Below are 26,171 nucleotides of genomic sequence, written 5' to 3' on the forward strand. Positions count from 1 at the left end.
GATCACCGCGATGGTCGTGCGCGAGGACTCGATGACGCTGTACGGCTTCACCGACACCGAGACCCGAGACCTGTTCCTGACCCTGCTGACCGTGTCGGGGGTGGGCCCCCGGCTGGCGATGGCGACGTTGGCGGTTCACGACGCGGCGGCGTTGCGGCAGGTGCTGCACGACAGCGACGTGGTCGCGCTGACCCGGGTTCCCGGGATCGGCAAACGCGGTGCCGAACGAATGGTGCTCGAGCTGCGGGACAAGGTGGGCGCGGTGTCAGCGGGCGCGCCCGCGTCCGTGGTCAACGGGCACGCGGTGCGCGGGCCGGTGGTCGAGGCGCTGGTCGGCCTGGGCTTCGCCGTCAAGCAGGCCGAGGAGGCCACCGACAAGGTGCTGGCCACCGATCAGGACGCGACGACATCCGGCGCCCTGCGCGCCGCCCTCTCGCTGCTGGGCAAGACCAAATGAGCAGCCCCGACGATGACTTCGCCGACCGCGAGCTGTCGCCGGCGCTGGCCGTCGGGGAGGGGGACATCGACGTCAGTCTGCGGCCGCGCTCGCTGCGGGAGTTCATCGGCCAGCCGCGGGTGCGCGAACAGCTGCAGCTGGTGATCGAGGGCGCCAAAAATCGCGGCGGCACACCGGATCACATCCTGCTCTCGGGTCCGCCGGGGCTGGGCAAGACGTCGCTGGCCATGATCATCGCCGCCGAGCTCGGGTCCTCGTTGCGCGTGACGTCGGGTCCGGCGCTGGAACGCGCCGGTGACCTGGCCGCCATGCTGTCCAACCTGGTCGAGCACGACGTGCTGTTCATCGACGAGATTCACCGCATCGCCCGGCCCGCCGAGGAGATGCTGTACCTGGCGATGGAGGACTTTCGCGTCGACGTGGTGGTCGGCAAGGGTCCAGGCGCGACGTCGATCCCCCTGGAGGTGGCGCCCTTCACCCTGGTCGGCGCCACCACCCGGTCCGGCGCGCTGACCGGGCCGCTGCGCGATCGGTTCGGGTTCACCGCCCACATGGACTTCTACGAGCCCGCCGAGTTGGAGCTGGTGCTGGCCCGCTCAGCCGGCATCCTCGGCATCGAGCTGGGCGCCGAGGCGGCCGAGGAGATCGCCCGGCGCTCGCGCGGGACACCGCGCATCGCCAACCGGCTGCTGCGGCGGGTCCGCGACTTCGCCGAGGTGCGCGCCGACGGGGTGATCACCCGCGACGTCGCCAAGGCCGCACTGGCGGTCTACGACGTCGACGAGCTGGGCCTGGACCGGCTGGACCGGGCCGTGCTGTCGGCCCTGACCCGCAGCTTCGGCGGGGGCCCGGTCGGGGTCTCGACCCTGGCGGTGGCCGTGGGGGAGGAGGCCACCACGGTCGAGGAGGTGTGCGAACCGTTCCTGGTCCGCGCCGGGATGGTCGCCCGCACGCCGCGCGGCCGGGTGGCCACCGCGCAGGCATGGACACACCTGGGCATGAGCCCGCCGGCGGGCGTCACCGGGTTGGGCCAACCAGGCCTGTTTGACTAGTGGCGATCGCGAGCGCGGCGAAGGCCGGGCGATGCGGGTCGCCACCGTTTGACTAGTGGCGATCGCGAGCGCGGCGAAGGCCGGGCGATGCGGGTCGCCACCATTGGACTAGTGGCGATCGCGAGCGCGACCAAATCGTGACCTTTGCGGGTCAGCCCGGCCGCGGCGGTCCGCGGCTACGCTGTCCGGCCTGCTCAGGCCCCTGCCACCCCGGCGGACCAGCCACAGCCGGCGTTCCCAGCCGACACCCTGGCGGCCCGCGATCGGTTATGCGTGGGCGTCGTCGGGTAACCAAGCTCACAGCAGTAATACCTGTTGAAGGAGATTCTGATGAGGACCACGCGCTACGACAACGAACGCCCTCGCGCGCTGTACATGCCACGCACCCGCGGCGCGCTAACCGGGCTGCTCCTGATTCTGTTGGGCGCCTGGGGCGCACTGGTGCCGTTCTTCGGGCCCAACATCGACTGGGCCTACCTGACCGACCCGGCGTGGACGTGGACCACGACCAAGGGCTGGCTCGAGGTGCTCCCCGGGGCCGCCACGGCGTTGGGCGGCCTGCTGGTCCTTACGTCGGGCAACCGCGCCAGCGGCGTCTTCGGCGGTTGGCTGGCGGTCCTCGGCGGGGCCTGGTTCGTGGTCGGCCGCGCGTTCGCGTCGACCCTGGGCATCGGCGACCTCGGGCAACCGGTGGCGTCGACGGACCTGAAACGAGCCCTGCTCGAGGTCACCTACTTCACCGGCCTGGGCGCCCTGATCGTGTTCCTGGGCGGGGCGGCCGTGGCGCGCCTGGCGGTGCGGCACGCGCGAGACGTCGTGGTGACCGAGCCGGCCCCGGTGGCCGCCGAGGCGGTGCCGGCCGGCGGCCCGGCCATGTACGACGAGACGCGGGGCGGCATGCCCGCCGCGCGGACGGACCGGGTCGAAGCCGAGCCCCGCGGGCGTGGTTTCTTCGGTCGGCGCGCCGGTGGCGGCCTGTTCCACCGGCACCACCACGCCGGCGTGTAACGAGTGACGCGGGAGGCGCCGGTAGCCATTGGCTACCGGCGCCCTTTCGCGTCCGGGGCGGTCCGGGCGACCGCAGGTCGGTAAAGTTCCACCGCGCAGGCCTCGACCACCGAGGAGGAGCGATGATCACTGCCGGGTTGGTGTTCGCCGGACTGGCGGCTTTACTGCACGTCTACATCTTTGTAATGGAATCGTTCACCTGGACCTCGCCGCGCACCCGCGCCACGTTCGGCACGACGGCCGAGGAGGCCGAGACAACCAAGTTGCTGGCCTTCAACCAAGGCTTCTACAACCTGTTCCTGGCCGTGGTCACCGGCCTCGGCATCGGGGCGATCATCTTGCGGCACAACGCCGTTGGGGCGGCGCTCATCTTCGCCGGCGTCGGGCCCATGGCCGCGGCCGCGGTGGTCCTGCTGCTGTCCGCACCGGAGAAGGGGCGTGCCGCGGTCACGCAGGGCGTCTTTCCGGCGATCGCGATCGCGCTGCTGCTGCTCGGCCTCAGGTTTTAACATCTGTCTCACCAGCCCCAATGGTCACCGCCGGGGGCGGAATTCCGCGCGCCGCATGGGTTACAAGCGGAAATGGTCGGGTACCCATGCCGGGCCGGAAACAGGCCCGGTATTCAACGAGGGGATGTCATGAAATACGCAGAAGACGGCCAAACACGCGGGCTGAGCATGCCGCGTTCGCGTGGCGCGGTCAGCGGACTGCTCCTGGTCATCATGGGAGCTTGGGGGGCGTTAATACCGTTTGTCGGACCGCGCTTCAACTTCGCCTACACGCCCGATCGGGAGTGGGCGTGGAGCACGGCTCGAGGGTGGCTCGAGGTTCTGCCGGGGGCGGCGACCGTGCTGGGTGGCCTCTTGCTGATCGTCGCCGGAAACCGCGTCGCGGCGATGCTGGGCGGCTGGCTGGCGGTCCTGGCCGGCGCCTGGTTCGTCGTGGGCGGCCAGTTCGCGCCGCTGCTGGGAATCGGCTCCGCCGGTGATCCCGTCGCCGCGACCGACCGCAAGCGCGCGGTGCTCGAGGTCAGCTACTTCTCCGGACTGGGTGCGCTGATCGTCTTCGTGGGCGGAGTTGTGCTGGCGCGCACGGCCGTGCGGCTGGCGCGTGACGTCCAGCCCGTCGCGCCGGTGGCCGCCGCCGCGCCGGGCGTCGAACCGTACCGCGAATCGACGTACGAGTCGGCCGAGGTGTCCTCGGGCGCACTGACCAAGCCGCGCACGGCTGCCGACCCGGAGCCCAAGCGCGGGTGGCGTCGCCAGCGCTCGGGCGCGGCGGCGGGTGCCAACGCCGCGTACCTGCGCTGGCCGCATCCTTCGCAGTAACGCGCTCACACAAAGACCGATCGCCGGCCCGAAGCCGGGCTGGCGATCGGTCTTTGCTGCCTTTACAGCAGTCCGAGCAACTGCAGGTCGGTGATGTACTTGACGATGATCGGCGCCGAGACATGCGGGATGTCTTTGTCGGGGCCGACTTTCGCCTCTTGCACCGCGGCGCGGAAGCGGTCGGTCGGTGCCATCGAACCGTTGATCGGCACTGAAGGCTTCTGGTAGTTGTGCAGCAGCGGTAGCAGCGAGTACTGGCGTTGCCGCTCCGGCAGGCCCCGCATCGTCTGCTCGAACCGCCGCAGCCATTCGCCGTAGTCGGCGATGCGCTGGATCCCATAGCCGGCCTCGATCAGCCAGTCGACGTACTCGTCGAGGCCGATGCCGTCGTCGTAGGGGTTCATCACGTGGTACGTCTGGAACCCGTCGCCTCGAGAGACGTCGTCCAGCACCTGCGTGCCCAGCGTGGAGATCGCCGCGGCGATGAACTCCACCGGCAGGCCGTCGTAGTGCGAACGCTGGCGGTTGCCCTCGGCGTCCAGTTCGTAGAACGAACCGGGCGCGACACCGGTGGCGACCAGGCTCAGCATCAGCCGGGTGAACATGTCCGGCAGGTTGAGCTGGCCGGCGTAGGTGGTGTCGGCCAGGATCATGTCGCAGCGGAACACCGCCACCGGCAGGCCACACAGGTCGTGCGCCTCGCGCAGCAGCACCTCGCCGGCCCACTTGCTGGTGCCGTAGCCGTTGGCGTAGTTGTCGTTGATCGCGCGGGTCGCGCTGATCTGCCGGATGTCGGCGTCCTCGACGAACTGGCCGGGCTTGATCTGGTCGCCGACGCCGATCGTCGACACATAGGTGTACGGCTTGAGCTTGGTGGTGAGCGCGATCCGGATCAGTTCGGCGGTGCCCAGCGCGTTGGGGCCGAACAGCTCGCTGTACGGCAGCACGTGGTTGACCAGGGCGGCCGGGTCGACGATCAGGTCGACCGTGTCGGCCAGCCGCTGCCAGGTGTGCGGGTCCAGGCCGAGGTTGGCCTCGCCCTTGTCGCCGGCGATGACCTCCAGGTGGTCGGCGGCAAGCTCCCGGTAGTGCGCCAGCAGCTTGGGGTCGCCGCTGTCGAAGGTTTTGTCCAGCCGGCCGCGGGCCTCCGCGTCGGACTTGGCGCGGACCAACGCAATCACCTTGCCGTCGACCATGTCCATGCGCTCGAGCCATTCCAGCGCCAGGTAGCGACCCAGGAAGCCGGTCGCGCCGGTTAGCAGCACCGTCCGCACCTCGCTGGTGGGCTTGGGCAGGCTGGGCGCGGCGGCCAGCGTCTCGGCCTCGAGGAACTTGTCCAGTGTCAGGTCACCGGCGTGCACCTCGGTCGCGTCACGGCCGTGCACGGCGGCGAAGGTGGGCCGCTTGGTGCCCTGGCGCTCGCCCTCGATGTAGTTGGCGATGGCCTGCAGGTCGCTGGCCGGGCTGACGATGACGCCGACGGGGACGTCGATGTCGAAGATCTCGCGCAGCAGGTTCCCGAACGTCAACGCCGACAACGAGTCTCCGCCCAGGTCGGTGAAGTGCGCGTCGGGCGTCAGCTCGCTGCTCGCCGTGCCCAGCATGGCCGCGGCGGCCCGGCTCACGGTCTGCAGCACGGGCGCGTTCGCGCCGTTGCGCCGCAGTTCGGCCAGCTCGTTGGCCTGTCCCTGGGCCAGCTCGGCGTAGAGCTGCTCGAGCCGCTCGCCGTAGTGCTGCTTCAGCTTCGGCCACGCCAGCTTGCGGATCCCGGTCAACAGACCGTTCTCCAGGCTGAACGGGGTGGACTCTATGATGAAGTCGCGCGGCACCTCGTAGGACTGCAGGCCGGCCTGGCGCGCGACGTGCTGCAGCGAGTCGGCGATCTTGGGCTTGAGGCTCTCCTGGTCGCCCGAGGCCAGCGCCTCCTCCGTCGGGACCACGACTGCCAGCAGGTAGGGCTGGGAGCTGTTCCCGTAGACGTAGATCTGGCGCACCAACGGGCTGTTGCCGAACTCGGCCTCCAGCTTGGCCAGGGTCACGAACTCGCCCTGCGCCAGCTTGAGCACGTTGTTGCGGCGGTCGACGTAGACCAGCTTGTCGGGCGCGACCTCGGCGAACACGTCGCCGGTCCGGTAGTAGCCGTCCTCGTCGAACACGTTGGCCGTCGTCTCGGCCCGCTTGTAGTAGCCGGGGAACATGTTCTCGGTCCGCAACAGCAACTCGCCGCGGGGGTACGGCCGGTCGGTACCGAAGTAGCCCAGGTCCGGCACGTCGACGAGCTTGTAGTCGATCACCGGCGGGCGCTGGATCTCGCCGTCGAACAACACCATGCCGGCCTCGGTGGAGCCGTAGCCGTCCATCAGGTGCATCTCGAGCAGCGATTCGACCCAGGTGCGCAGTTCGGGCGAGGTGGGCGCGGAGCCCGTCATCGCGAAGATGTAGCGCCCACCCAACAGGTACTGACGCTGGTCTGCGAGAACTTGCGCCTCGACCGCTGCGCGGTCGCCGCCGTCGGCGAGCCGCCGTTCCACCAGGCGCTGGAATTCGCCGAACAGGGTCTCCCAGATGCGCGGCACGAAGTTCAGCTCGGTCGGCCGCACCAGCTCGAGGTCCTCGAGCAGGGTCGAGAGGTCGCTCTTGGCGGCGAAGTAGGCCGTGCCGCCGTTGCCGAGCGTGCCGTAGAGGATGCCGCGGCCCATGACGTGGCTCATCGGCATGAAGTTCAGGGTGATTGACGCGGCGCTTTCGCCGAACCAGTTCCTGCTGCCCCGGCGCCAGATCTTGGCGACGTTGCTCTGCGGGTACATCGCGCCCTTGGGCGCGCCGGTGCTTCCGGAGGTGTAGACGAGCAGGGCCAGAGGGTCGGATTCCTCGCTGGCCGGGAGCGGCGCGTCCGGCAACGCCTTGCCGCGCTCGAGCACCTCGGCGAGCGTTTCGACCACGACGTCGGTGTCCGCGAGCCGGGTGCGGGCGGTCTCCACCGCCTCCCGCTCGTCGTCGACCTCGGGGTGGTAGTCGAACACCACCAGCCTGGCGGGCCGGTAGCCGCTCAGGATCAGCTCCACGGCGTCGGGCAGCTGGTTGGCGCTCGCCGCGATCACGGTGGGCTCGGTCTCGGTCACGATCGGCTGCAGCGACGTCAGCGACGCGCTGGTCTGCAGCGGGACCGACACCGCACTGATCGTCGCCAGCGCCATGTCGATGGTGGTGTAGTCGACGCTGTTGAAGCCAAGCACGCAGACCCGGTCACCGGTGTGCACCTCGTCGTCGGACCAGGCGCGGCCGAGCGCGGAAACCCGCTCGCCGAGCTCCCGATAGGTCAGCGTCTCGAACCGGGAAAGCAACTCCAGCCTGGTGCGTCCGCTGGCCGGGTCCTTGACGAACTCCACCGCGCGGTGCGCCAGCGCCGGCCGGTCGGCATACCCCTCGAGCACGGTCCGGATCACCTGCGGGAGGCGCAGCCCGGGCCGCTCGAGCGCCGATTCGACCGCCGGGTCGGGGCGGGCGGCGGCGAACTGGGGGTCGTTGGCGGTCAGGTCCTCGATGCGGCGCTCGAGCCGCTCGTCGTGCTTGGTGGTCGACATAGAAATTCCCTCGCAATGAAAGATATTGAGTCTTCTCGCGCCGATGCGCTGACCATTAGAACGTTAGCTAAAGTAACGGTATTCCACCATGGCCGCGCCGCGGCGCAAGTTGTGAGATTGCCCACCCGGGCCGGTCGACCCCGTCTTACAGGGCGGCCAGCAATCCCGCCAGGACGTCGATGCCCTCGTTCAGCAGCTCGTCGCTGATGGTCAGCGGCGGCAGCAGCCGGATGATGTTGCCGAACATGCCGCACGTCAACACGACGACGCCGGCGGCGGGTCCTGCGGATACGGCCGTGGCTGGGCCGGCGGCCGTCCACCCTGCGGTGCGGGTTGCGCCGGTGCGGGCTGGCCGGGCGGCGCCTGCCCCGACGGCGGGGCGGGGCCGGGGGGCGGCGCCTGCCCGGGCGCAGGCTGGCCCGGCGGCGGCGCCTGCCCGGGCGGGGGCGCCTGCGGCGCAGGCTTGGGCTGGAGCTCCTGCGCCGGCATCGAGTTCAGCACCGGGCGGATGTAGAGACGAGCGGTCTGCCCCAGGTTGCGGGCCTCGTTGCCGTCGTTGCCGGGCACGGTAATGACCAGGTTGTCGCCGTCGACCACGACTTCCGAACCGGAGACGCCCAGCCCGTTGACGCGCGCGCCCGCGGGGAACGCGCCACCGGCCGACGTGCCGCCGGCCGAGCAGCCCGCGCCCCCGGACCCGCGCAAGGAGCTCGCCGATCGCATCGCCGATGAGAAGAAGTGGCGGCAGAGCACCCGCCAGGGCGTCCAGTTCCTGGCGCTGCAATTCCAGGCGACCCGTTGCGACAAAGAGGACATCCTCGCCGGCAACGACGACCCGAATCTGCCCCTGGTGACCTGCTCGACCGACCACAAGGTGGCGTACCTGCTGGCGCCGTCGATCATCAGCGGCGACCAGATTCAGGACGCCACCTCGGGGATGAACCAGCGCGGCATCGGCTACGTGGTGGACGTGCAGTTCAAGCCGGCGGCCGCCAACACCTGGGCCGACTTCACCGCCGCCCACATCGGCACCCAGACCGCCTTCACGCTGGATTCCCAGGTCGTCAGCGCGCCGATGATCCAGGAAGCCATCCCCGGCGGCCGGACGCAGATCACCGGCGGCGACCCGCCGTTCACGGCCGCGACCGCCAAGCAGCTGGCCAACGTCCTCAAGTACGGCTCGCTGCCGCTGTCCTTCGAAGCATCGGAGGCCCAAACCGTCTCGGCGACACTGGGATTGACCTCGTTGCGGGCGGGGCTGATCGCGGGTGCCATCGGGCTGGTCCTGGTGTTGCTGTATTCGCTGCTGTACTACCGGGTGCTGGGCCTGCTGACGGCCCTGTCGTTGATCGCGTCCGGCGCAATGGTTTTCGCGATACTGGTGATCCTGGGCCGGCAGATCAACTACACCTTGGACCTCGCCGGTATCGCCGGTCTGATCATCGGTATCGGCACTACGGCGGACTCGTTCGTGGTGTTCTTCGAGCGCATCAAAGACGAGATCCGCGAGGGCCGATCGTTTCGGTCGGCGGTGCCCCGGGGTTGGGTGCGGGCCCGCAAGACGATCGTGTCGGGCAACGCCGTCACGTTCCTGGCCGCCGCGGTGCTGTACGCCCTGGCGATCGGCCAGGTGAGGGGATTCGCCTTCACGTTGGGGCTCACCACGATCCTCGACGTCGTGGTGGTGTTCCTGGTCACCTGGCCGATGATCTACCTGGCGTCCAAGTCGCCGACGTTGGCCAAACCGGCATACAACGGCCTGGGGGCCGTTCAGCAGGTCGCCCGCGAACGCCGGGCTTCGTCGCAAGTGAAGACGGGACGGGGATAGCCCATGAGTGCCTCCAAGGCATCCAAGGACGCGACCGAGATCACCGAGTCCACCGGCGACGCCGCGCAATTGACCGACGGCGGCGCCGGCGAGCCGCGGCACGGCTTCATCTCGCGGCTTTACACCGGCACCGGCGCGTTCGAGGTGATCGGCCGCCGCCGCCTCTGGTACGGGATCAGCGGGGCCATCGTCGCGGTGGCGATACTGTCGATCCTGTTGCGGGGCTTCACCTTCGGCATCGATTTCAAGGGTGGCACTACGGTGTCCTTCCCGCGCGGCACCGTCCAGACGTCGCAGGTGTCCGACGTCTTCAGGAAAACCATCGGCCGGGATCCGGAGTCGGTGGTGATCGTCGGCAACGGCGGGTCCGCGACCGTGCAGATCCGCTCCGAAACGCTGACCAACGACCAGACGGCCAAGCTGCGCAACGCCCTGTTCGATGCCTTCCAGCCCAAGGGCGCGGACGGTAAGCCCAGCAAGCAGGCCATCAGCGACGCGGCAGTGTCGGAGACCTGGGGTGACCAGATCACCAACAAGGCGCTGATCGCGCTGGTGGTGTTCCTGGCGTTGGTCAGCCTGTACATCACGGTCCGATACGAGCGGTACATGGCCGTCTCCGCGCTGACGACGATGGTTTTCGACCTGACCGTCACCGCGGGGGTGTACTCGCTGGTCGGTTTCGAAGTCACCCCGGCCACCGTCATCGGCCTGCTGACGATCCTCGGTTTCTCCCTCTACGACACCGTCATCGTGTTCGACAAGGTCGAGGAGAACACCCACGGCTTCCAGCACACCACCCGCCGCACGTTCGCCGAGCAGGCCAACCTGGCGATCAACCAGACATTCATGCGCTCGATCAACACCAGCCTGATCGGTGTGCTGCCGGTGCTGGCGCTGATGGTGGTGGCGGTGTGGCTGTTGGGCGTCGGCACGCTCAAGGACCTGGCGCTGGTCCAGCTGGTCGGCATCATCGTCGGCACCTACTCGTCGATCTTCTTCGCCACCCCGCTGCTGGTCACACTGCGCGAGCGCACGGAGCTGGTGCGCACGCACACCCGCCGCGTCACGCGCCGCCGCAAGGGCGGCGCCGAACCCGCGGAGGAGACCAAGGCCGCGGAGGAGCCGAAGGCCGCCGAGGACGACTCGGCGTCGACGGCGTGCACCGCGTCCGCGCCGTCCGACAAGCCCGCACCGAGCAAGCCGGCGCCGGGCGCGCGCCCGGCGCGCCCGACCGGGACCCGGCGTCCGAGCGGCAAGCGAAACGCCGGCCGGCGGTAGTCGCCATGGCCGCCAGGTATCGCCTCGCTTGGGGCGCTATCGGTTTGGCCGCAATGCTCGTCGCGGCCGTCACGCTGGCCGCGTGCTCGGGCAGCGCCGCCTCCCAGATCGACTACGTGGTCGACGGGCGGCTGGTCACCTACAACACCAACACCGTCGTCGGCGCGGCGTCCGCAGGCGCGCAGGCCTTCGCCCGCACGCTCGCCGGCTTCAGCTACCACGGCCCGGACGGGCAGACCGTCGCCGACCGTGACTTCGGCACGGTGTCGGTGGTGGGCGGCTCGCCGTTGGTTCTCGACTACCAGATCGCCGACAACGCGGTGTACTCCGACGGCAAGCCGGTCACCTGCGACGACCTGGTGCTGGCGTGGGCCGCCCAGTCCGGCCGGTACCCGGACTTCAACGCCGCCACCCAGGCTGGCTACCTCGACATCGCCAACGTCGAGTGCCTGCCCGGGCAGAAGAAGGCCCGGGTGTCGTTCATCCCGGACCGCGGCGTCGTCGACTACAACCAGCTGTTCACCGCCACCACGCTGATGCCGTCGCACGTCATCGCCGACCAGCTGCACATCGACGTGACCGCCGCGCTGCTGAGCAACAACACCCAGCTGGTCCAGCAGATCGCCAGGCTGTGGAACACCATCTGGGACCTCAAGCCCGGGCTGGACCTCAAGAACTTCCCGTCGTCGGGCCCGTACAAGATCGAACGCGTCCTGGACGGCGGCGCGGTGGTGCTCGTCGCCAACGACCGCTGGTGGGGTCCCAAGGCCATCACCAAGCGCATCACCGTGTGGCCGCAGGGCCCCGACATCCAGGACCGTGTCAACAACCGCAGCGTCGACGTCGTCGACGTGGCGGCGGGCTCGTCGGGAACGCTGACAACCCCGGACAACTACGTTCGCGCCGATTCGCCGTCGGCCGGCATCGAGCAACTGATCTTCGCCCCGCAGGGTCCGCTCTCGCAGCCCAAGGCCCGGCGCGCGCTCGCGCTGTGCACGCCCCGCGACACCCTCGCACGCGACGCGGGGGTGCCGATCGCCAATTCGCGCCTCAACCCCGCCGCCGACGACCCCGCCACCGCCGGCGACGGCGCCGCCGAGGCCGCCCAGTTCGCCAAGGCCGACCCCGCCGCCGCCCGCGCCGCGCTCGGCGGCGCGCCGACGACGGTGCGGATCGGCTATCCGGGGCCCAACGCGCGGCTCGCGGTCAACGTCGGGGTGATCACCAAATCCTGCGCCGCGGCCGGTATCACCGTCGTCAACGTCGCCCTGGACACCTCCGGGCCGCAGGCCCTCAAGGACGGGAAGATCGACGTGCTGCTGGCCAGCACCGGCGGCGCCACCGGCAGCGGGTCGACGGGGTCGTCGGCGATGGACGCCTACGACCTGCACAGCGGCAACGGCAACAACCTGTCCGGCTACTCGAACCCGCAGATCGACAGCGCCATCGGGGCGCTGGCGGTGTCGGCCGACCCCGCCGAACGCGTCCGGCTGCTGGGTGAGGCGGCGCCGGTACTGTGGGGCGACATGCCCACGTTGCCCCTCTACCGGCAGCAACGCACGCTCCTGATGTCGAAGAAGATGTACGCGGTGAGCAAGAACCCGACGCGCTGGGGCGCGGGCTGGAACATGGATCGATGGGCGCTGGTGCAGTGACGAGCGTCGGCGGGACCTCGTCGGTGGCGGACGTCATCGCCTCGCTGCTGCGCGAGGTCTCGGACTTCCCCAAGCCGGGGGTCCAGTTCAAGGACCTCACCCCGTTGTTCGCCGACCCGCGGGGGCTGACGGCGGTCACCGACGCGCTGGCCGAGATCGCGTCCGGCGCCGACCTGGTGGCCGGGATCGACTCCCGCGGGTTCCTGGCCGCGGCGGCCGTCGCCGACCGCCTGCGCACGGGCGTGCTTGCCATCCGCAAGGGCGGAAAGCTGCCCCCGCCGGTGCACGCCGAGCACTACGACCTGGAGTACGGCAGCGCCACGCTGGAGATCCCCGCGGACGGCATCGACTTACGGGGACGCCACGTGGTGATCATCGACGACGTGCTGGCCACCGGGGGCACCCTGGCCGCGGCCGCCCGGCTGCTGGAACGCACCGGCGCCACCGTGATCGCGGCGGCGGTGGTCCTCGAATTGGCCGCGCTCGGGGGCCGTCGGGCGGTCGCGGACCTGCCCGTGCACAGCCTGAGTCGGGTCTAGCCGGCCAACCGCGCGATATCCTCGAGGTCGGAGGTGACACCGTGGCGGACGAGAAGAGCGCGGCGCAGGCGCTTGACGCGCCCACTGACGTCGCGGAGTCCCTGCTGGTCGGGGAGGCGGTCACGGCCCAGGCAGCCGAGCCGCCGGAGCAGCCGACCGAGACGCTGAAGACGTCCAGCAGCGCGTCGCGCCGGGTGCGGGCCAGGCTGGCCCGCCGGATGACCTCCCAGCGCACCACGCTCAACCCGGTGCTGGAACCGCTGGTGGCGGTGCACCGCGAGATCTATCCGAAGGCGAACCTGTCGCTGCTGCAGCGCGCGTTCGAGGTCGCCGACGAGCGGCACGCCACGCAGTTGCGCCACTCCGGCGACCCCTACATCACCCACCCGCTGGCCGTCGCGAACATCCTCGCCGAATTGGGCATGGACACCACGACTTTGGTGGCCGCGCTGCTGCACGACACCATTGAGGACACCGGCTACACGCTCGAGCAGATGTCCGAGGAGTTCGGCGACGAGGTGGCGCACCTCGTCGACGGCGTGACCAAGCTGGATCGGGTGGTGCTGGGCACCGCGGCCGAGGGCGAGACCATCCGCAAGATGATCACCGCGATGGCCCGCGACCCCCGGGTGCTGGTGATCAAGGTCGCCGACCGGCTGCACAACATGCGCACCATGCGCTTCCTGCCGCCGGAGAAGCAGGCCCGCAAGGCCCGCGAGACGCTGGAAGTCATTGCGCCCCTTGCTCACCGGCTGGGCATGGCGAGCGTCAAGTGGGAATTGGAAGACCTGTCGTTTGCGATCCTGCACCCGAAGAAGTACGACGAGATCGTCCGGCTGGTCGCCGGCCGCGCCCCGTCGCGGGACACCTACCTGGCCAAGGTCCGCGCCGAGATCACCAACACCCTGGGCGCCTCGAAGATCAAGGCTGTCGTGGAGGGGCGGCCCAAGCACTACTGGTCCATCTACCAGAAGATGATCGTCAAGGGACGGGACTTCGACGACATCCACGACCTGGTCGGCATCCGCATCCTGTGCGACGAGATCCGGGACTGCTATGCCGCTGTCGGCGTGGTGCATTCGCTGTGGCAGCCGATGGCGGGCCGGTTCAAGGACTACATCGCCCAGCCGCGATATGGCGTCTACCAGTCGCTGCACACCACCGTCGTCGGGCCCGAGGGCAAGCCGCTGGAGGTGCAGATCCGCACCCGGGACATGCACCGCACCGCCGAATACGGCATCGCCGCGCACTGGCGCTATAAGGAAGCCAAGGGCCGCAACGGCGTTCCGCACCCGCACGCCGCCGCCGAGATCGACGACATGGCCTGGATGCGCCAGCTGCTCGACTGGCAGCGGGAGGCCGCCGACCCCGGCGAGTTCCTGGAGTCGTTGCGTTACGACCTTGCGGTGCAAGAGATCTTCGTGTTCACCCCCAAGGGTGATGTGATCACCCTGCCCAACGGGTCGACGCCGGTGGACTTCGCCTACGCCGTGCACACCGAGGTCGGTCACCGCTGCATCGGGGCGCGGGTCAACGGCCGGCTGGTGGCGCTGGAGCGCAAGCTGGAAAACGGCGAGGTCGTCGAGGTCTTCACGTCGAAGGCACCCAACGCCGGCCCGTCGCGGGACTGGCAGCAGTTCGTGGTGTCGCCGCGCGCCAAGGCGAAGATCCGGCAGTGGTTCGCCAAGGAGCGGCGTGAGGAGGCGTTGGAAGCCGGCAAGGAGGCGATGGCGCGCGAGGTGCGCCGGGGCGGACTTCCCTTGCAGCGCTTGGTCAATGGCGAATCCATGGCGGCGGTCGCCCGCGAATTGCACTACACCGACGTGTCCGCGCTCTACACCGCGATCGGCGAGGGCCACGTGTCGGCCCGGCACGTGGTGCAGCGGCTGCTCGCCGAGCTCGGCGGGATCGACCAGGCCGAAGAGGATCTGGCCGAGCGGTCCACGCCGACGACCATGCTGCGCCGCCCGCGCAGCAGCGACGACGTCGGCGTCTCGGTCCCCGGCGCCCCGGGGGTGCTGTCCAAGCTGGCCAAGTGCTGCACGCCGGTGCCGGGCGACCAGATCATGGGGTTCGTCACGCGCGGTGGGGGAGTGAGCGTGCACCGCACCGACTGCACCAATGCGGCGTCGCTGCAACAGCAGTCCGAGCGGATCATCGAGGTGCACTGGGCGCCGTCGCCGTCGTCGGTGTTCCTGGTGGCCATCCAGGTCGAGGCGCTCGACCGGCACCGGTTGCTCTCCGACGTCACGCGGGTGCTGGCCGACGAGAAGGTCAACATCCTGTCGGCGTCGGTCACCACCTCCGGTGACCGCGTGGCGATCAGCCGGTTCACCTTCGAGATGGGCGACCCCAAACACCTGGGCCACCTGCTCAACGTGGTGCGCAACGTCGAAGGCGTCTTCGACGTCTACCGCGTGACATCCGCGGCGTAAGGGGCGCGCGCCCCGCCGCGAGTCCTGTCAGCCGATGCGCACGGAGTTGATGGTGACCGGGTTGGTGGGGGCGCCGCTCTGCCGATTGCCGGCGATGCCGGCCTCGGCGACCTTGTCCACGACCGCAAGACCGGCCTGGCTGATGGTGCCGAGCACGGTGCTCGTCGGCTGCATTTCGGAGTCCCGGAAAACGAGGGAGAACTGGCTGCCGTTGGTGTTCGGCCCGTCGACGGCCATGATCACGGTGCCGCGCGGATAGAGCACGGTCGCCCGGAGGCCGGGGTCCCCGGCCGGGTATTGGTTGGTCGGGTACTCGTCGGCGAATTGGTAGCCGGGGCCGCCGGAGCCGTCGGACTCGGGACCGCCGCACAGCAGCGATCCGCCGTCGGTGGAGTTGATCAGCCGGGCGCATTGGGTGTTGTCGAAGAACTGCTGCTTGGCCAGGCTGACGAAACTGTTTACCGCGCAGGGGGATTCGGAGTTGGCAAGCTGGATGCCGATGTCACCGAAGTTGGTGGAGATGGTGGCCGCGATTTCCGCGGGTTCGGTGGAGACCCTCCCGGACGGGGGAGGGCTGACGGGTTTGACGATGGTGTCCGCTGCGCTGGGGTACTGGCAGTTGGCGCCCGGATCGGCCGGCGGCGCGAACGCCGGCAACGGGGGCACCGTCGCCATGGCCTGCCCGGTCGGACCGGAGGTTGATCCCGGCCGGCCGGGCACCCGGGCGCGGGACGCGCTGGTGGACGCCGCGCTGTTGGCCGAGCCGTCGTTCTGGGTGACCAGCGCGATGACCAGCGCCACCACCGCGGCCAGCGCCAGCGTGGCCGCGCCGACGATGCCCAGCAGCAGACGCCGGGAGTGGGTGGGGGCGCGATACGCCGGCTGCGGGTCCGGACTGGGGCCGGTCGGGGGGTAGTCCTGCGTGGGCGGCCCGGCGGTCGGAGGCGGCGGCGCGGCCGGCGCCTGCGGCGGATTCCATGCCGCGGTCCCGGCCGGGGCGGCCAAGGCGGCCCTGGCGGCCTCGGCAAGTTCCATCGCCGACTGATAGCGCTGTTCAACGTCTTTGGCCATCCCGCGGGCGACCACGGCGTCGAGGGCCGGGGAGACGCCGGCCACGGTTGCCGACGGCCGCGGCGGCGGCGTGTTGAGGTGCGCGTTGAGTTGCTCCTCGAGGCTCTCGCCGGCGTAGGGGCGCTTGCCGGTCAGGCACTCGTGCAGCACGCAGGCCAACGAATACACGTCGGCGCGGTGATCCGTTGCGCCCCTGAATCGCTCGGGCGCCATGTAGGCGACGGTGCCCATCGTGTGACCGGTCTGCGTGAGCGACGTGTCGGCCAGCGTGCGGGCGATGCCGAAGTCGATCAGGTAGACGAAGTCCCGCGCCTTGGTGACCAAGATGTTCTTCGGCTTGATGTCGCGATGGACCAGCCCGGCCTGGTGGGCGCTGTCGAGCGCCGCGGCCACCTGTTCGACCACCGCGACCGCGCGCTCGGGCGACAGGCGTCCACCGTTTTCGGCGATGTACTGCAACAGGTCGCGGCCCTCGATCAGCCGCATGTCGACATAGAGCCGTCCGTCGATCTCCCCGTAACTGTGGATGGGCACCACATGCGGGTCGTTCAGGCTCGCCGCGATGCGCGCCTCCCGGCGGAATCGTTGCTGAAACTCCTGATCCTCCGCCATGTTCGGCGGCAGCACCTTGAGGGCGACGACCCGGTCGGTGGCGGCGTCGTAGGCGCGGTACACCTCGCCCATGCCGCCACGCCCAAGCACGTCCAGCAATTGGTAATGCCCGAAGGATTCTGACCCCACGCCACGACCTTAAGCGGTGGACCGCCCGCGGGTCGCGCGATCTCGCCAATCGGCGTTGTGCTGCTTGGCTTTAGTCGAGCAACAGCGAGGTGATGGTGACTTCGGAGGCCGGGGCGCCATCCTCGCCGCCGCCGGCCACGCCGGCTTTGGCGATCTTGTCCAGCGTCGCCAGCCCGTCGGGCTGAATGGTGCCGAAGACGGTGTACTGGGGCGGCAGCTGGGAGTCCTTGTACACCATGAAGAACTGGCTGCCGTTGGTGCCGGGCCCGGCGTTGGCCATCGCCAGGGTGCCGCGCGGGTAGAGGACGGGCTGCTGCGCCTTCGGGTCGTTCGGCGGGTACTGGTCGGTCGGATATTCGTTGGCGAACTGGTAGCCCGGGCCGCCGGTGCCGTCGCCCTTGGGATCACCGCATTGCAGGACGCCCAGGTCCGCGGACGTGGTCAGCCGGTGGCACTTGGTGTTGTCGAAGTATTTCTGACCGATCAGGCTCGCGAAACTGTTTACCGTGCAAGGGGATTCGTTGTTGGCCAGCATGAGCCCGATCCGGCCCTGATTGGTCACCATACTGGCGCTCACCTGGGCCGGGTCGGTCGGCACCTTGCCGGTGCGGGGCGGCTTGACCTGCTTGGCGGCCGGTTCTGGCGACGCCGGGTACTGGCAGTTTGCGCCGAGCTCGGCCGACGGCTTGAACGCCGGCAGCGGCGCAACCGGCGGCGTCGGCCCGGCCGGCGTGGTGGTCTCCGGGGCGCTGCTGGGGGCCGAGGTGGTGGAGCTCGCGGCGCTGTTGCTCTTGTGCTCGTGCTTGGTGTTGATCACGGCGAGCACCACCGCGACCACCACCGCGACGGCCACCAGCGAGCCCGCGGCGATCACCACGATCCGGCGCATCTTGGCTTGCTTCGCGCGGCGCTCGAGCTGCCGTTCGAGCTTGCGCTTGGCGTTGGCACGTCGCTGTTCGTTGGTCGGCACGGCCGTATGCCTCCATGGTCGGTAGGTCGGGGGCCCGCAAAAGGCGTCAGTGGCCAGCCCAGGCTAATGTGGGCGCCGCGACCGGTGTCAACTGGGGCCCGTGGGAAACTGGGAATCGTGTTGATCACCGGATTTCCCGCCGGCATGTTGCAGTGCAACTGCTATGTGCTGGCTGAGCGGCCGGGAACGGACGCCGTCATCGTGGATCCGGGGCAACGGGTGATGGGCCCGTTGCGGCGCATCCTCGACGAGAACCGGCTGACCCCGGCCGCGGTGTTGCTCACCCACGGACACGTCGACCACATGTGGTCCGCGCAGAAGGTGTCCGACACCTACGGCTGCCCGACCTTCATCCACCCCGAGGACCGGTTCATGCTCAAAGATCCGATCTACGGCCTGGGCCCGCGGGTGGCCCAGCTGGTGGCGGGCGCCTTCTTCCGCGAGCCCAAGCAGGTCGTCGAGCTGGACCGCGACGGCGACAAGCTCGACCTGGGCAGCGTGACCGTCAACGTCGACCACACCCCGGGGCACACGCGCGGGTCGGTGGTCTTCCGGGTGTCGTCCGACAAGGACGACAAAGACTATGTCTTCACCGGTGACACCCTGTTCGAACGCTCGGTGGGGCGCACCGACCTGCACGGCGGCAGCGGCCGCGACCTGTTGAACTCGATCGTCAACAAGCTGCTGGTGCTCGACGACGACACCGTGGTCCTGCCCGGGCACGGCAACGCCACCACCATCGGCGCCGAGCGTCGTTTCAACCCGTTCATCGAAGGCCTGAGCCCGTGACCGAGTTCTCCGCTCCCAAGGGCGTGCCCGACTACGTGCCGCCCGAATCGGCGCAGTTCGTGGCGGTCCGCGACGATTTGCTGGGCGCCGCGCGCCGGGCCGGCTACGGCGACATCGAGCTGCCGATCTTCGAGGACACCGCGCTGTTCGCCCGGGGCGTCGGCGAATCCACCGACGTGGTGTCCAAGGAGATGTACACGTTCGCCGACCGCGGCGACCGCTCGGTGACGTTGCGCCCCGAGGGCACCGCCGGGGTGGTGCGCGCGGTAATCGAGCATGGGCTGGACCGCGGCGCGTTGCCCGTCAAGCTCTGTTACGCGGGGCCGTTTTTCCGCTATGAGCGTCCGCAGGCCGGCCGCTACCGGCAGCTGCAACAGGTGGGTGTGGAGGCGATCGGCGTCGACGACCCGGCGCTGGACGCCGAGGTGATCGCGGTCGCCGACGCCGGCTTCCGGTCGCTGGGGCTCGACGGATTCCGCCTGGAGATTACCTCCCTGGGCGACGACAGCTGCCGTCCGCAGTATCGGGAACTGTTGCAAGAGTTCCTGTTCGGGCTCGACCTCGACGAGGAGACCCGCAGGCGCGCCGAGATCAACCCGCTGCGGGTGCTCGACGACAAGCGCCCCGCGGTGCGGGCCATGACGGCCGACGCGCCGGTGTTGCTCGACCACCTGTCCGACGTCGCCAAGCAGCACTTCGACACCGTGCTGGCCCACCTGGACGCGCTCGGCGTGCCGTACGTCATCAACCCGCGCATGGTGCGCGGCCTGGACTACTACACGAAGACGACCTTCGAGTTCGTGCACGACGGGCTGGGTGCGCAATCGGGCATCGGCGGCGGCGGCCGCTACGACGGCCTGATGCGCGAGCTCGGCGGCCAGGACCTGTCCGGGATCGGGTTCGGGCTCGGCGTGGACCGCACGCTGCTGGCGCTGCGCGCCGAGGGCAAGAGCGTGGGGGAGACCGCGCGCTGCGAGGTGTTCGGGGTGCCGCTGAGCGAGCAGGCCAAGCTGAAGCTGGCGGTGCTGGCCGCGCGGCTGCGTGCCGCCGGGGCCCGCGTCGACATGGCCTACGGCGACCGGGGTCTCAAGGGCGCGATGCGCGCGGCCGACCGTTCGGGCGCCCGTGTTGCGCTCGTGCTCGGCGACCGCGACATCGAGGCGGGCACGGTCGGGGTGAAGGACCTCGCGACCGGCGAGCAGGTTTCAGTGCCCGCCGATTCGGTTGTCGCCGAAGTTCTTTCGCGACTCGAGCGGTAGTGCTATTTCTTGCTCGGAATGACGATGACGACGATCAGGGTGAGGATCGAGAAAAACAGCCCGAGAATTCCCCAGCCCAGCGGGTTGCGTCCCTTCATCATTGCGATTAATCCGCACACAATTGCGGCGATGACGCTGCCGATGGCGACGAAAATTCCCTTGATGCCGCGGAGGATAAAGCCCGCGGCGACCGGGTCCGAACTCGCCAGGATCACCGAATGCAACATGTCAGGTCCTTTCGTGAGGGGCCCTGTCTTGATACCCGCCCGAATGCGGGATAAAACCGCGGCCTGTTTTATGCGCTAAACCGGAAAGGCGGTTATCCGCGCGGATAACCGCGCCGGACCGTGCGATCCAGAATGCCCAGGGTGGCCCGCAATGCGCCTTCGGACAGAATCGGGAAAATCCCGGCTTCGCGCCACTTCGGGTCGATGTTCGACCAGTCGTAGAACGAGGTGACCACGGTGGCCGAGCCGTCTTCGGTCGGGTGCAGTTCGTAGCCGTAAACGTGGCCGATCGGCGGCTGAATCTGGCCGAGGACCGTCCACGCGATCAGGCGGTCCCGCTCGAATTCCTTGATGTCGACGGTGACGTCATATTTGCCGAATTGCGGAAAATCGTTCAAGGCCTCGCGGTCCATGTGGACGACGAATTGGTCGCCGACACCGTTTACCGGGGCGCCCTCCGCGTCCTGGAGCATTCCGGACGAGTCGATCGCGACGTGGCCCTGCGGGTCACACAGCACGGCGAAAATGTCCGCCGGCGGGGCCGCAATCGTGCGCTGAACCTCGATGCGTTCGGTCATCATTTCCTCGCAGCCGTCGTGGATACGACACGATCGTCGCTCACTCTACGACTCGGCTGCCGCGCGCCGACGCCGATCCGCGCGGAGCGCGCGATGGGGTGGGGTTCATCAGCCGTCCGTGCGCCCTGCGCGACTACGGCAATCAGGCGTCATTCGCCGATCGGGCACGCGCGGCGTGGCGGGAGGCGGGCCGGTCAGGGCAGCCGCGGCTGCACGCCAGCGTGAACTTCGCGTTCGGCGATGAGGACACCGTCGGGCTCGGCCGGGAGCATCTGCGGCGCTACTACGGATTCAAACCGGACTACGCAGCGCTCAACGTCGCCGACATGGTGACCACCCCGCAGGACGCGGCGGCCACCGTGCGCGCCTACCGCGACCTCGGTTTCGATGGGCTGGTGTTCCATCCCAGCGTCGCGGCGCTCGACCAGGTGGATCGCCTCGCCGACGCCGTCCTCTGAACCGCCGCGCCCGAGACCATGTCATCTCGCACCGGGCACCCGTTCGTCGTCCGCGCCGACGACTTCCCAGTCTTTGAGGTTGGCGACGGGACCGAAGAGATCGGTTGGCACGTCGGGCGATAACGGCTTGCCGCGTAGGACTCGATGAGGCCAGTCGCGGTTGGCAAGCGCCGGTTTGGCCAGGGCGACCACATCGGCGGCGCCCGAGTCGATGATGGCGGCGGCGTCGCGCGGGTCGTCCAGATGGCCGTTGGCGATTACCGGCAGCTTGCTGAATTGCTTTGCCAGCTGCGCGAGCGAGCTGTCGCTTCCGGCGAATGCTGGTGCCAGCGCGCGATATTCGGTGGTGTGGATGTAGTCGATGCCGGTCTCGCCCAGCGTGCCGAAGATGACCGCCGCGTCCTCCTCGTCGCCGGCCCACCGATGGTGGTTGTCGGAGACCTTTCCCTGGGAGATCCGGATGCCGACGGCGATGTCGTCACCGACGGCCGACGCGACGTCGTGGCAGACCTCGGCCGCCAGGCGTACCCGACCGGCGGTATCGCCGCCGTACTCGTCGGTGCGCGTATTCAGATAGTCGGTGAGAAATTCGTCGAGCAGATAGCCGTTGGCTCCGTGGATCTCCACGCCGTCGAACCCGGCGTCGCGCGCCTGCCGCGCCGCATTCACGAACGCCCCGCGGACTTGGTTGATGTGCTCGGCGGTCATCGCTTGGGGAATCTTGAACGGACCCGCACCCCGGTACATGGGCAGCTGATCGCCTTTCGGCCGAACTGCGGACGGCCCCCAGGTGATCGGCGTGTGCGGGTTGCCTTGCGACTGGCTGCCGGCGTGCATGAGCTGGGCGAAAAATTTGGCCCCGCAGTTGTGCACGCCGTCGATGACCGGTCGCCAGCCGGCCGCGTGAGCCGCGTTCGCGATGCCCGGCTGGAACAGGTACCCCTGGCTGGTCTGATCGTCGATGTAAAGCCCTTCGGTGATCAACAGCGCGAAGCCGCCCTCGGCGAAAATGCGGTAGTAGGACGCGATCCGGTCGGTGGGCACGCCGTCGGCCGTCGCGCTCACTCGCGTCATGGGCGCCAGCGCGACCCGGTTGGTGAGGGCGACGTTGCCGATGGTTGCCGCCTGGAAGAGCGTCCGATGTGGTGGGCGAATTCGGTCGGGCACAGGTCATCCATTTCCGTGTCGGTAATACGGGGTTGTGATGGGCGCTGCCGTCAGGAGCGCTGCCCATGGTCTCGACGAAGCTGAACGAGATTCACGGCGGCCAACAGCATGAAAACCAGGGGGATGATGGGAGGCTTTATTTTGAGCGGGAGGACGTTGGCGGGCACCTCCGGGTGCACGTGCACGTAGGTGGCGCCCGCCATGTTGGCGATCAGCCCGGCCGAGGCGGCGGACGCGATCGGGCCGACGAGATTCGAGGTCTCCCGTCCGACGCGGGCGGCCGAAAGCAGGCCCAGCCCGATGGATATCTCCCCGGCGATACCCATGGGGATGCAGAGTCGCGGCAGCCCGCTCTTGGTGATCTGGACGTCGAACCACGAACGAAATGGGTCGAAGAACTTCAAGAACCCAAACAAGAACATCGTCGAACCCAGGAACATCGAGTTATATTTCACGGCCTTGTTATCCGATATCGGCGTCATGATTCCTCCCTCGCAGGGTGGGCCGCGCCGCGACCGGCGTCGGGAGCGGTTCGGTGCGGGGGCATGTCGTCTTGTTCGCGGGTCGGGCAGTCCACGCGAAAATTGTGCTGAAGCCAAAATGGACTATCAAGTCCAATCCGCTTTACACTTCGCGCATGTCATCAGAGGAGCGCCCCGGCGCCGGGCGCCTGACGACTCGCGGTGCCGCGACCAGGGCCCGCATCGTCGCCGCCGCGGCATCGCTCGTCCGCGGGCAAGGCGTCGCCGGGACGAGTCTGGACGACGTGATGGCGGCGACCGGCACAAGCAAGTCGCAGCTATACCACTACTTCGCCAATAAGGACGCCCTCATCCGCGAGGTTGTGAAGACCCAACTCGGCGACATCATCGCGGCACAGCAGCCCAATCTGGGCGACGTGTCGTCCTGGGAGGGTCTGCAGCGGTGGTGCGACCACGTCGTGGCCATGACCCGCGCGACGCAAGGCGTCGGGGGTTGTCCGTTGGGCTCGCTCGTGGGTGAGCTTGCCGAGCGGTCGGATTCGGCGCGCCGGGAGCTTGCGCAAGCCTTCGCCGAGTGGCAGTCATATCTGTCCGCGGGTTTGGCGACGATGCGCGACAGCGGCGAACTCTCCGCAGCTGCCGACCCTGCCGAGCTCGCATTGGCCATCATGAGTGCGCTGCAAGGCGGACTCCTGATGGCGCAGACGATGCGCAGCGCGCGACCTGTCGAGCTCGCCGTGGACATGGCGCTGGGGCACGTCGCTGCCTTCCGTCGCGGTCCGTGAAATCACCTGACGGATCCGGCCTTGGCCGGTTCCGTTGGCGCCGAGATCGTTTCGCGGTTCGCGTGGGAGCGCTGACGGTTGCCGGATGTCAGCTGTGGCCGGCCCGGCGTGCGACGATGAGCGGTGCTGCGTCTGATGAGGTGATCCGTTCGGTGGTCGGTCGCTATGCGGCTTGGGATTAGGGGTCCTCGTGGTCCACTGTGAGGCGAACGTGACCGGAGCGATGTTGCGTTGGGCTGCTTGACGTTTTAGTTGCAGCGCAATGTGCGGTCGTCAAGGGCGTGGAGCCGCCCGAAGAGTTTTCAGACCGCAGATCGACCGCGGTTTCTCTACCAGGTGCGTGCAGCTTGCAGCGCCACTGCGACTTGGGCCAGCCAGAAATTGTCGGCCAGCGGCCGTCCGGTGAGTTCGGCGAATCGGCGCAATCGGTAGTTGATGGTGTTGCGGTGACAGTGCAGTTCGTCGGCGGTGGCCGAGACGGACTGGCCGCGCTGCAGCCAGGTGTCGACCGTGGTGAGGAGTGGTTCGCGCCGTTCGGCTGGCAACTCGAGTACTGGTCCCAGTGTGGTTGTCACCACGGATGCGGCGGCGTCTGGCGAGCTGGCGAGCAAGACCGCGATGACGTCGCGGTTGTAGCGGGTGCTCGGGCGACTGTTCGACGAGGCTGACATGGCGACTTGAGCCTGAGCGCGGGCTTTTGAGCAGTCGGCGATGTCGGTGAAGGGGCTGCTGAGGCCAATCATGACGGGGATGTCGGTGCAGATGGTGGCGGCGATGGTGTCCAGCGCGTCCGCGCGGTTTCGTCGAAGCGATACGACCCCCAATTGCGCATGGGACGTGAGACGAAACCACGAGTCCTGAACGGCGGGCTGCGCCGAGATCAGCGTCTCGATGTCCGGAGGTGAATGCTGCACCGAAGGCTCAGCGCTGGTTGCCGAGATGATCGTGAGCTGGCCCGTCCGCGGGAGACCGAGGGCGGCGACCGCGTCCCAGAACGCTGCCCCGATGCTGGATTCGTTGAACAGCACCGTATCGAGGAGGGCGGCACGAACTTGTTCGTTGCGTCGGGCGTTGCGGATGTCGATTTCGCGGAAAACCGCGTGTGCGCGAAGCGAATTGGCGTTCATCCAGGCGAAGATGGACGGTGTCGCCGCGATGAGGGCTTCCTTTTCGATTTCCCCGGTGTCCGCCAGGCGTGCGAGCTCGTCCCAGATGGTCGCCGCGCCGAGGCGGTAGGCGTGCAACAGACTTGACTGCGTCAGACCTTGGCTGGCGCGGTGATGAATGGCGGAATCGAAGCTGTGGTGGCCGGGGTCAGTGCCACGGTCGATCCATTCGAGCATCTCGTCGAGGTACTCGGCGATGTTGCCCCTAACGGTCTCGCCGTTGTCGTCGTCGATGGGCAAATAGTCGGGTACTTCTGCGCGCAGCCGGGCGAGGACCTTGGTCACGATTGCGCCCGACTGTTGTCGTACGCGATTGGTGAGCACGGTCAGCGGTCGTTGCTGCAACATGTAGCGGATCGTAAATCGCCGCGCCCCGTTGTGCCCCCGCACAGGTTTCGTGATCGTAAATCTGGGCTGCTGTTCATTGTGAAGTTCACGCAGAACGATCACGCTTCTTGCTGTGAACGCCCCCTCCGATCAGACCATCGTTTTGATCCACGGCCTGTGGATGACACCCCTGGCATGGGAGGACTGGGTCGCGCGTTACCGCGCTCGCGGTTTCTCGGTCCTGACACCGGGCTACCCCGGCGTGGCCCCCGGCCCGGCCGGAGTCGCCGCGCTGCGCGAGAACCCCGCACCCTTGGCGGACCTCGGGGTGCGGGAGGTCTTCGACCATCTCGCCGAGATCGTCGAGGAACTCGCCGAGCCGCCGATTTTGATGGGCCATTCCTTCGGCGGCACCTTCGTGCAGCTCCTGCTCGATGCCGGCTACGGGCGAGCCGGGGTGTCCATCGACGGTGCCGCCGTCAAAGGCATCAAAGCGCTGCCGTTCTCCGAAGTGCGGGCTACATTCCCGGTATTGAAGAATCCCGCCAACCTGCACCGTGCGGTGCCCATCACGCCCGAGCAGTTCCATTACGCGTTCACCAACACACTCACCGAAGCCGAGTCTGCGAGTGCCTATGAGCGGTACGCGGTTCCAGTACCGGCGCGCATCCTGTTCCAGGGCGGCCTGGCCAACTTCACACACCGCGCGGCCACCACGTACAACTTCGCCAACGACGACCGCGCGCCGCTGCTGTTCATCGCCGGCGGCCACGACCACATCCTGCCGCCCGCTGTGCAGCACGAGAACTACACGAAGAACGCCAAACACTCGGCCGCGATCACCGCCTTCAAGCTCTTCCCTGAGCGAGACCACTTCACTTGCGGCGCACCGGGATGGGAAGAAGTCGCCGACTTCGCCTTGAACTGGGCGCTCAGCCCCGTGCCCGGGGAACTCGACTGACTCCTTTCACAACTGCGAACGAAAGC

General features: G+C 68.6%; 22 protein-coding genes and 2 pseudogenes. 15 read left to right on the forward strand and 9 right to left on the reverse strand.

Annotated features, from left to right (window positions below):
- From ruvA to A5691_RS06155, 5 genes are all read left to right on the forward strand, one after another.
- Window positions 1–457 (forward strand): Holliday junction branch migration protein RuvA (gene ruvA, locus A5691_RS06135; RefSeq protein WP_068019426.1); only part of this gene is annotated, 457 nt, incomplete at its 5' end.
- Window positions 454–1,509, forward strand: coding sequence for a Holliday junction branch migration DNA helicase RuvB (gene ruvB, locus A5691_RS06140; RefSeq protein WP_067784382.1), 1,056 nt, complete (start codon window positions 454–456; stop codon window positions 1,507–1,509). The genes ruvA and ruvB, both read left to right, overlap by 4 nt.
- A gap of 330 nt (window positions 1,510–1,839) precedes the next feature.
- On the forward strand, window positions 1,840–2,517 hold the full coding sequence (locus A5691_RS06145; protein ID WP_067752103.1) for a hypothetical protein: 678 nt from the start codon (window positions 1,840–1,842) through the stop codon (window positions 2,515–2,517).
- Between the two features lie 122 nt (window positions 2,518–2,639).
- Entirely contained in the window at window positions 2,640–3,026 is a 387-nt protein-coding gene (locus A5691_RS06150) for a DUF1304 domain-containing protein (RefSeq protein ID WP_067752097.1), read from the forward strand.
- Window positions 3,027–3,155: 129 nt separating this feature from the next.
- On the forward strand, window positions 3,156–3,845 hold the full coding sequence (locus tag A5691_RS06155) for a hypothetical protein (RefSeq protein WP_067752094.1): 690 nt from the start codon (window positions 3,156–3,158) through the stop codon (window positions 3,843–3,845).
- A gap of 62 nt (window positions 3,846–3,907) precedes the next feature.
- Here the strand turns inward: A5691_RS06155 and car are convergent, their stop codons facing one another.
- A complete protein-coding gene (gene car, locus A5691_RS06160; protein WP_068019412.1) occupies window positions 3,908–7,429 on the reverse strand; it encodes a carboxylic acid reductase in 3,522 nt (1,173 codons plus the stop codon).
- Between the two features lie 145 nt (window positions 7,430–7,574).
- Window positions 7,575–7,718, reverse strand: a pseudogene (locus A5691_RS28535) (4-aminobutyrate--2-oxoglutarate transaminase); the annotation flags it as partial.
- Window positions 7,719–7,824: 106 nt separating this feature from the next.
- On the opposite strand from A5691_RS28535, the pseudogene secD reads away from it, so the two are divergent.
- From secD to A5691_RS06190, 5 genes and pseudogenes are all read left to right on the forward strand, one after another.
- Window positions 7,825–9,257: pseudogene (gene secD / locus A5691_RS06170) on the forward strand (protein translocase subunit SecD); the annotation flags it as partial.
- A gap of 3 nt (window positions 9,258–9,260) precedes the next feature.
- Window positions 9,261–10,535: a protein translocase subunit SecF gene (gene secF / locus A5691_RS06175; RefSeq protein ID WP_068266483.1), complete on the forward strand. Its 1,275-nt coding sequence runs from the start codon at window positions 9,261–9,263 to the stop codon at window positions 10,533–10,535.
- A gap of 5 nt (window positions 10,536–10,540) precedes the next feature.
- Complete coding sequence (locus tag A5691_RS06180) at window positions 10,541–12,190, forward strand: ABC transporter substrate-binding protein (RefSeq protein WP_067782875.1); 1,650 nt, start codon at window positions 10,541–10,543, stop codon at window positions 12,188–12,190.
- On the forward strand, window positions 12,172–12,729 hold the full coding sequence (locus tag A5691_RS06185; RefSeq protein ID WP_067782872.1) for an adenine phosphoribosyltransferase: 558 nt from the start codon (window positions 12,172–12,174) through the stop codon (window positions 12,727–12,729). Before A5691_RS06180 ends, A5691_RS06185 begins: the two co-directional genes overlap by 19 nt.
- Before the next feature lie 41 nt (window positions 12,730–12,770).
- On the forward strand, window positions 12,771–15,164 hold the full coding sequence (locus tag A5691_RS06190) for a bifunctional (p)ppGpp synthetase/guanosine-3',5'-bis(diphosphate) 3'-pyrophosphohydrolase (protein WP_067782869.1): 2,394 nt from the start codon (window positions 12,771–12,773) through the stop codon (window positions 15,162–15,164).
- Window positions 15,165–15,191: 27 nt separating this feature from the next.
- Here A5691_RS06190 and A5691_RS06195 read toward each other — a convergent pair whose 3' ends face one another.
- Both A5691_RS06195 and A5691_RS06200 read right to left on the reverse strand, forming a co-directional pair.
- On the reverse strand, window positions 15,192–16,976 hold the full coding sequence (locus A5691_RS06195) for a protein kinase (RefSeq protein ID WP_068266486.1): 1,785 nt from the start codon (window positions 16,974–16,976) through the stop codon (window positions 15,192–15,194).
- 70 nt (window positions 16,977–17,046) lie between these two features.
- On the reverse strand, window positions 17,047–17,946 hold the full coding sequence (locus A5691_RS06200; protein ID WP_068019402.1) for a peptidylprolyl isomerase: 900 nt from the start codon (window positions 17,944–17,946) through the stop codon (window positions 17,047–17,049).
- A 117-nt stretch (window positions 17,947–18,063) separates the two neighbouring features.
- Between A5691_RS06200 and A5691_RS06205 the strand changes: the two genes are divergently transcribed.
- Window positions 18,064–18,735, forward strand: a complete 672-nt coding sequence (locus tag A5691_RS06205) for an MBL fold metallo-hydrolase (protein ID WP_068019400.1) — start codon at window positions 18,064–18,066, stop codon at window positions 18,733–18,735.
- Window positions 18,732–19,994 carry a histidine--tRNA ligase gene (hisS, locus tag A5691_RS06210; RefSeq protein ID WP_068019399.1) on the forward strand — a complete coding sequence of 421 codons (1,263 nt, stop codon included), beginning with the start codon at window positions 18,732–18,734 and terminating at the stop codon, window positions 19,992–19,994. Before A5691_RS06205 ends, hisS begins: the two co-directional genes overlap by 4 nt.
- A 2-nt stretch (window positions 19,995–19,996) precedes the next feature.
- On the opposite strand, the gene A5691_RS06215 is transcribed toward hisS, so the two are convergent.
- Together A5691_RS06215 and A5691_RS06220 are read right to left on the reverse strand one after the other, a co-directional pair.
- Window positions 19,997–20,221, reverse strand: a complete 225-nt coding sequence (locus A5691_RS06215) for a deoxyribodipyrimidine photolyase (RefSeq protein ID WP_067752684.1) — start codon at window positions 20,219–20,221, stop codon at window positions 19,997–19,999.
- A gap of 92 nt (window positions 20,222–20,313) precedes the next feature.
- Window positions 20,314–20,799, reverse strand: a complete 486-nt coding sequence (locus tag A5691_RS06220) for an SRPBCC family protein (RefSeq protein WP_067752746.1) — start codon at window positions 20,797–20,799, stop codon at window positions 20,314–20,316.
- Window positions 20,800–20,897: 98 nt separating this feature from the next.
- On the opposite strand from A5691_RS06220, the gene A5691_RS06225 reads away from it, so the two are divergent.
- The gene (locus A5691_RS06225) at window positions 20,898–21,257 is read left to right on the forward strand and encodes a hypothetical protein (RefSeq protein WP_231968707.1); all 360 of its coding nucleotides are present in this window, start codon (window positions 20,898–20,900) and stop codon (window positions 21,255–21,257) included.
- Between the two features lie 21 nt (window positions 21,258–21,278).
- Here A5691_RS06225 and A5691_RS06230 read toward each other — a convergent pair whose 3' ends face one another.
- Window positions 21,279–22,424: an NADH:flavin oxidoreductase gene (locus tag A5691_RS06230; protein ID WP_197694473.1), complete on the reverse strand. Its 1,146-nt coding sequence runs from the start codon at window positions 22,422–22,424 to the stop codon at window positions 21,279–21,281.
- Between the two features lie 50 nt (window positions 22,425–22,474).
- Window positions 22,475–22,906, reverse strand: coding sequence for a hypothetical protein (locus A5691_RS06235; RefSeq protein WP_067752682.1), 432 nt, complete (start codon window positions 22,904–22,906; stop codon window positions 22,475–22,477).
- Between the two features lie 155 nt (window positions 22,907–23,061).
- On the opposite strand from A5691_RS06235, the gene A5691_RS06240 reads away from it, so the two are divergent.
- Entirely contained in the window at window positions 23,062–23,691 is a 630-nt protein-coding gene (locus A5691_RS06240) for a TetR/AcrR family transcriptional regulator (RefSeq protein WP_067752740.1), read from the forward strand.
- A 329-nt stretch (window positions 23,692–24,020) separates the two neighbouring features.
- Here the strand turns inward: A5691_RS06240 and A5691_RS06245 are convergent, their stop codons facing one another.
- A complete protein-coding gene (locus tag A5691_RS06245; protein WP_156670050.1) occupies window positions 24,021–25,307 on the reverse strand; it encodes a CdaR family transcriptional regulator in 1,287 nt (428 codons plus the stop codon).
- 10 nt (window positions 25,308–25,317) lie between these two features.
- On the opposite strand from A5691_RS06245, the gene A5691_RS06250 reads away from it, so the two are divergent.
- Window positions 25,318–26,145 (forward strand): alpha/beta hydrolase, encoded by an 828-nt coding sequence (locus A5691_RS06250; RefSeq protein ID WP_082950164.1) that lies wholly within the window; start codon window positions 25,318–25,320, stop codon window positions 26,143–26,145.
- The last annotated feature ends 26 nt before the right edge of the window (window positions 26,146–26,171 follow it).

The organism is Mycobacterium sp. E183, from assembly GCF_001667735.1.
Lineage (GTDB): Bacteria > Actinomycetota > Actinomycetes > Mycobacteriales > Mycobacteriaceae > Mycobacterium.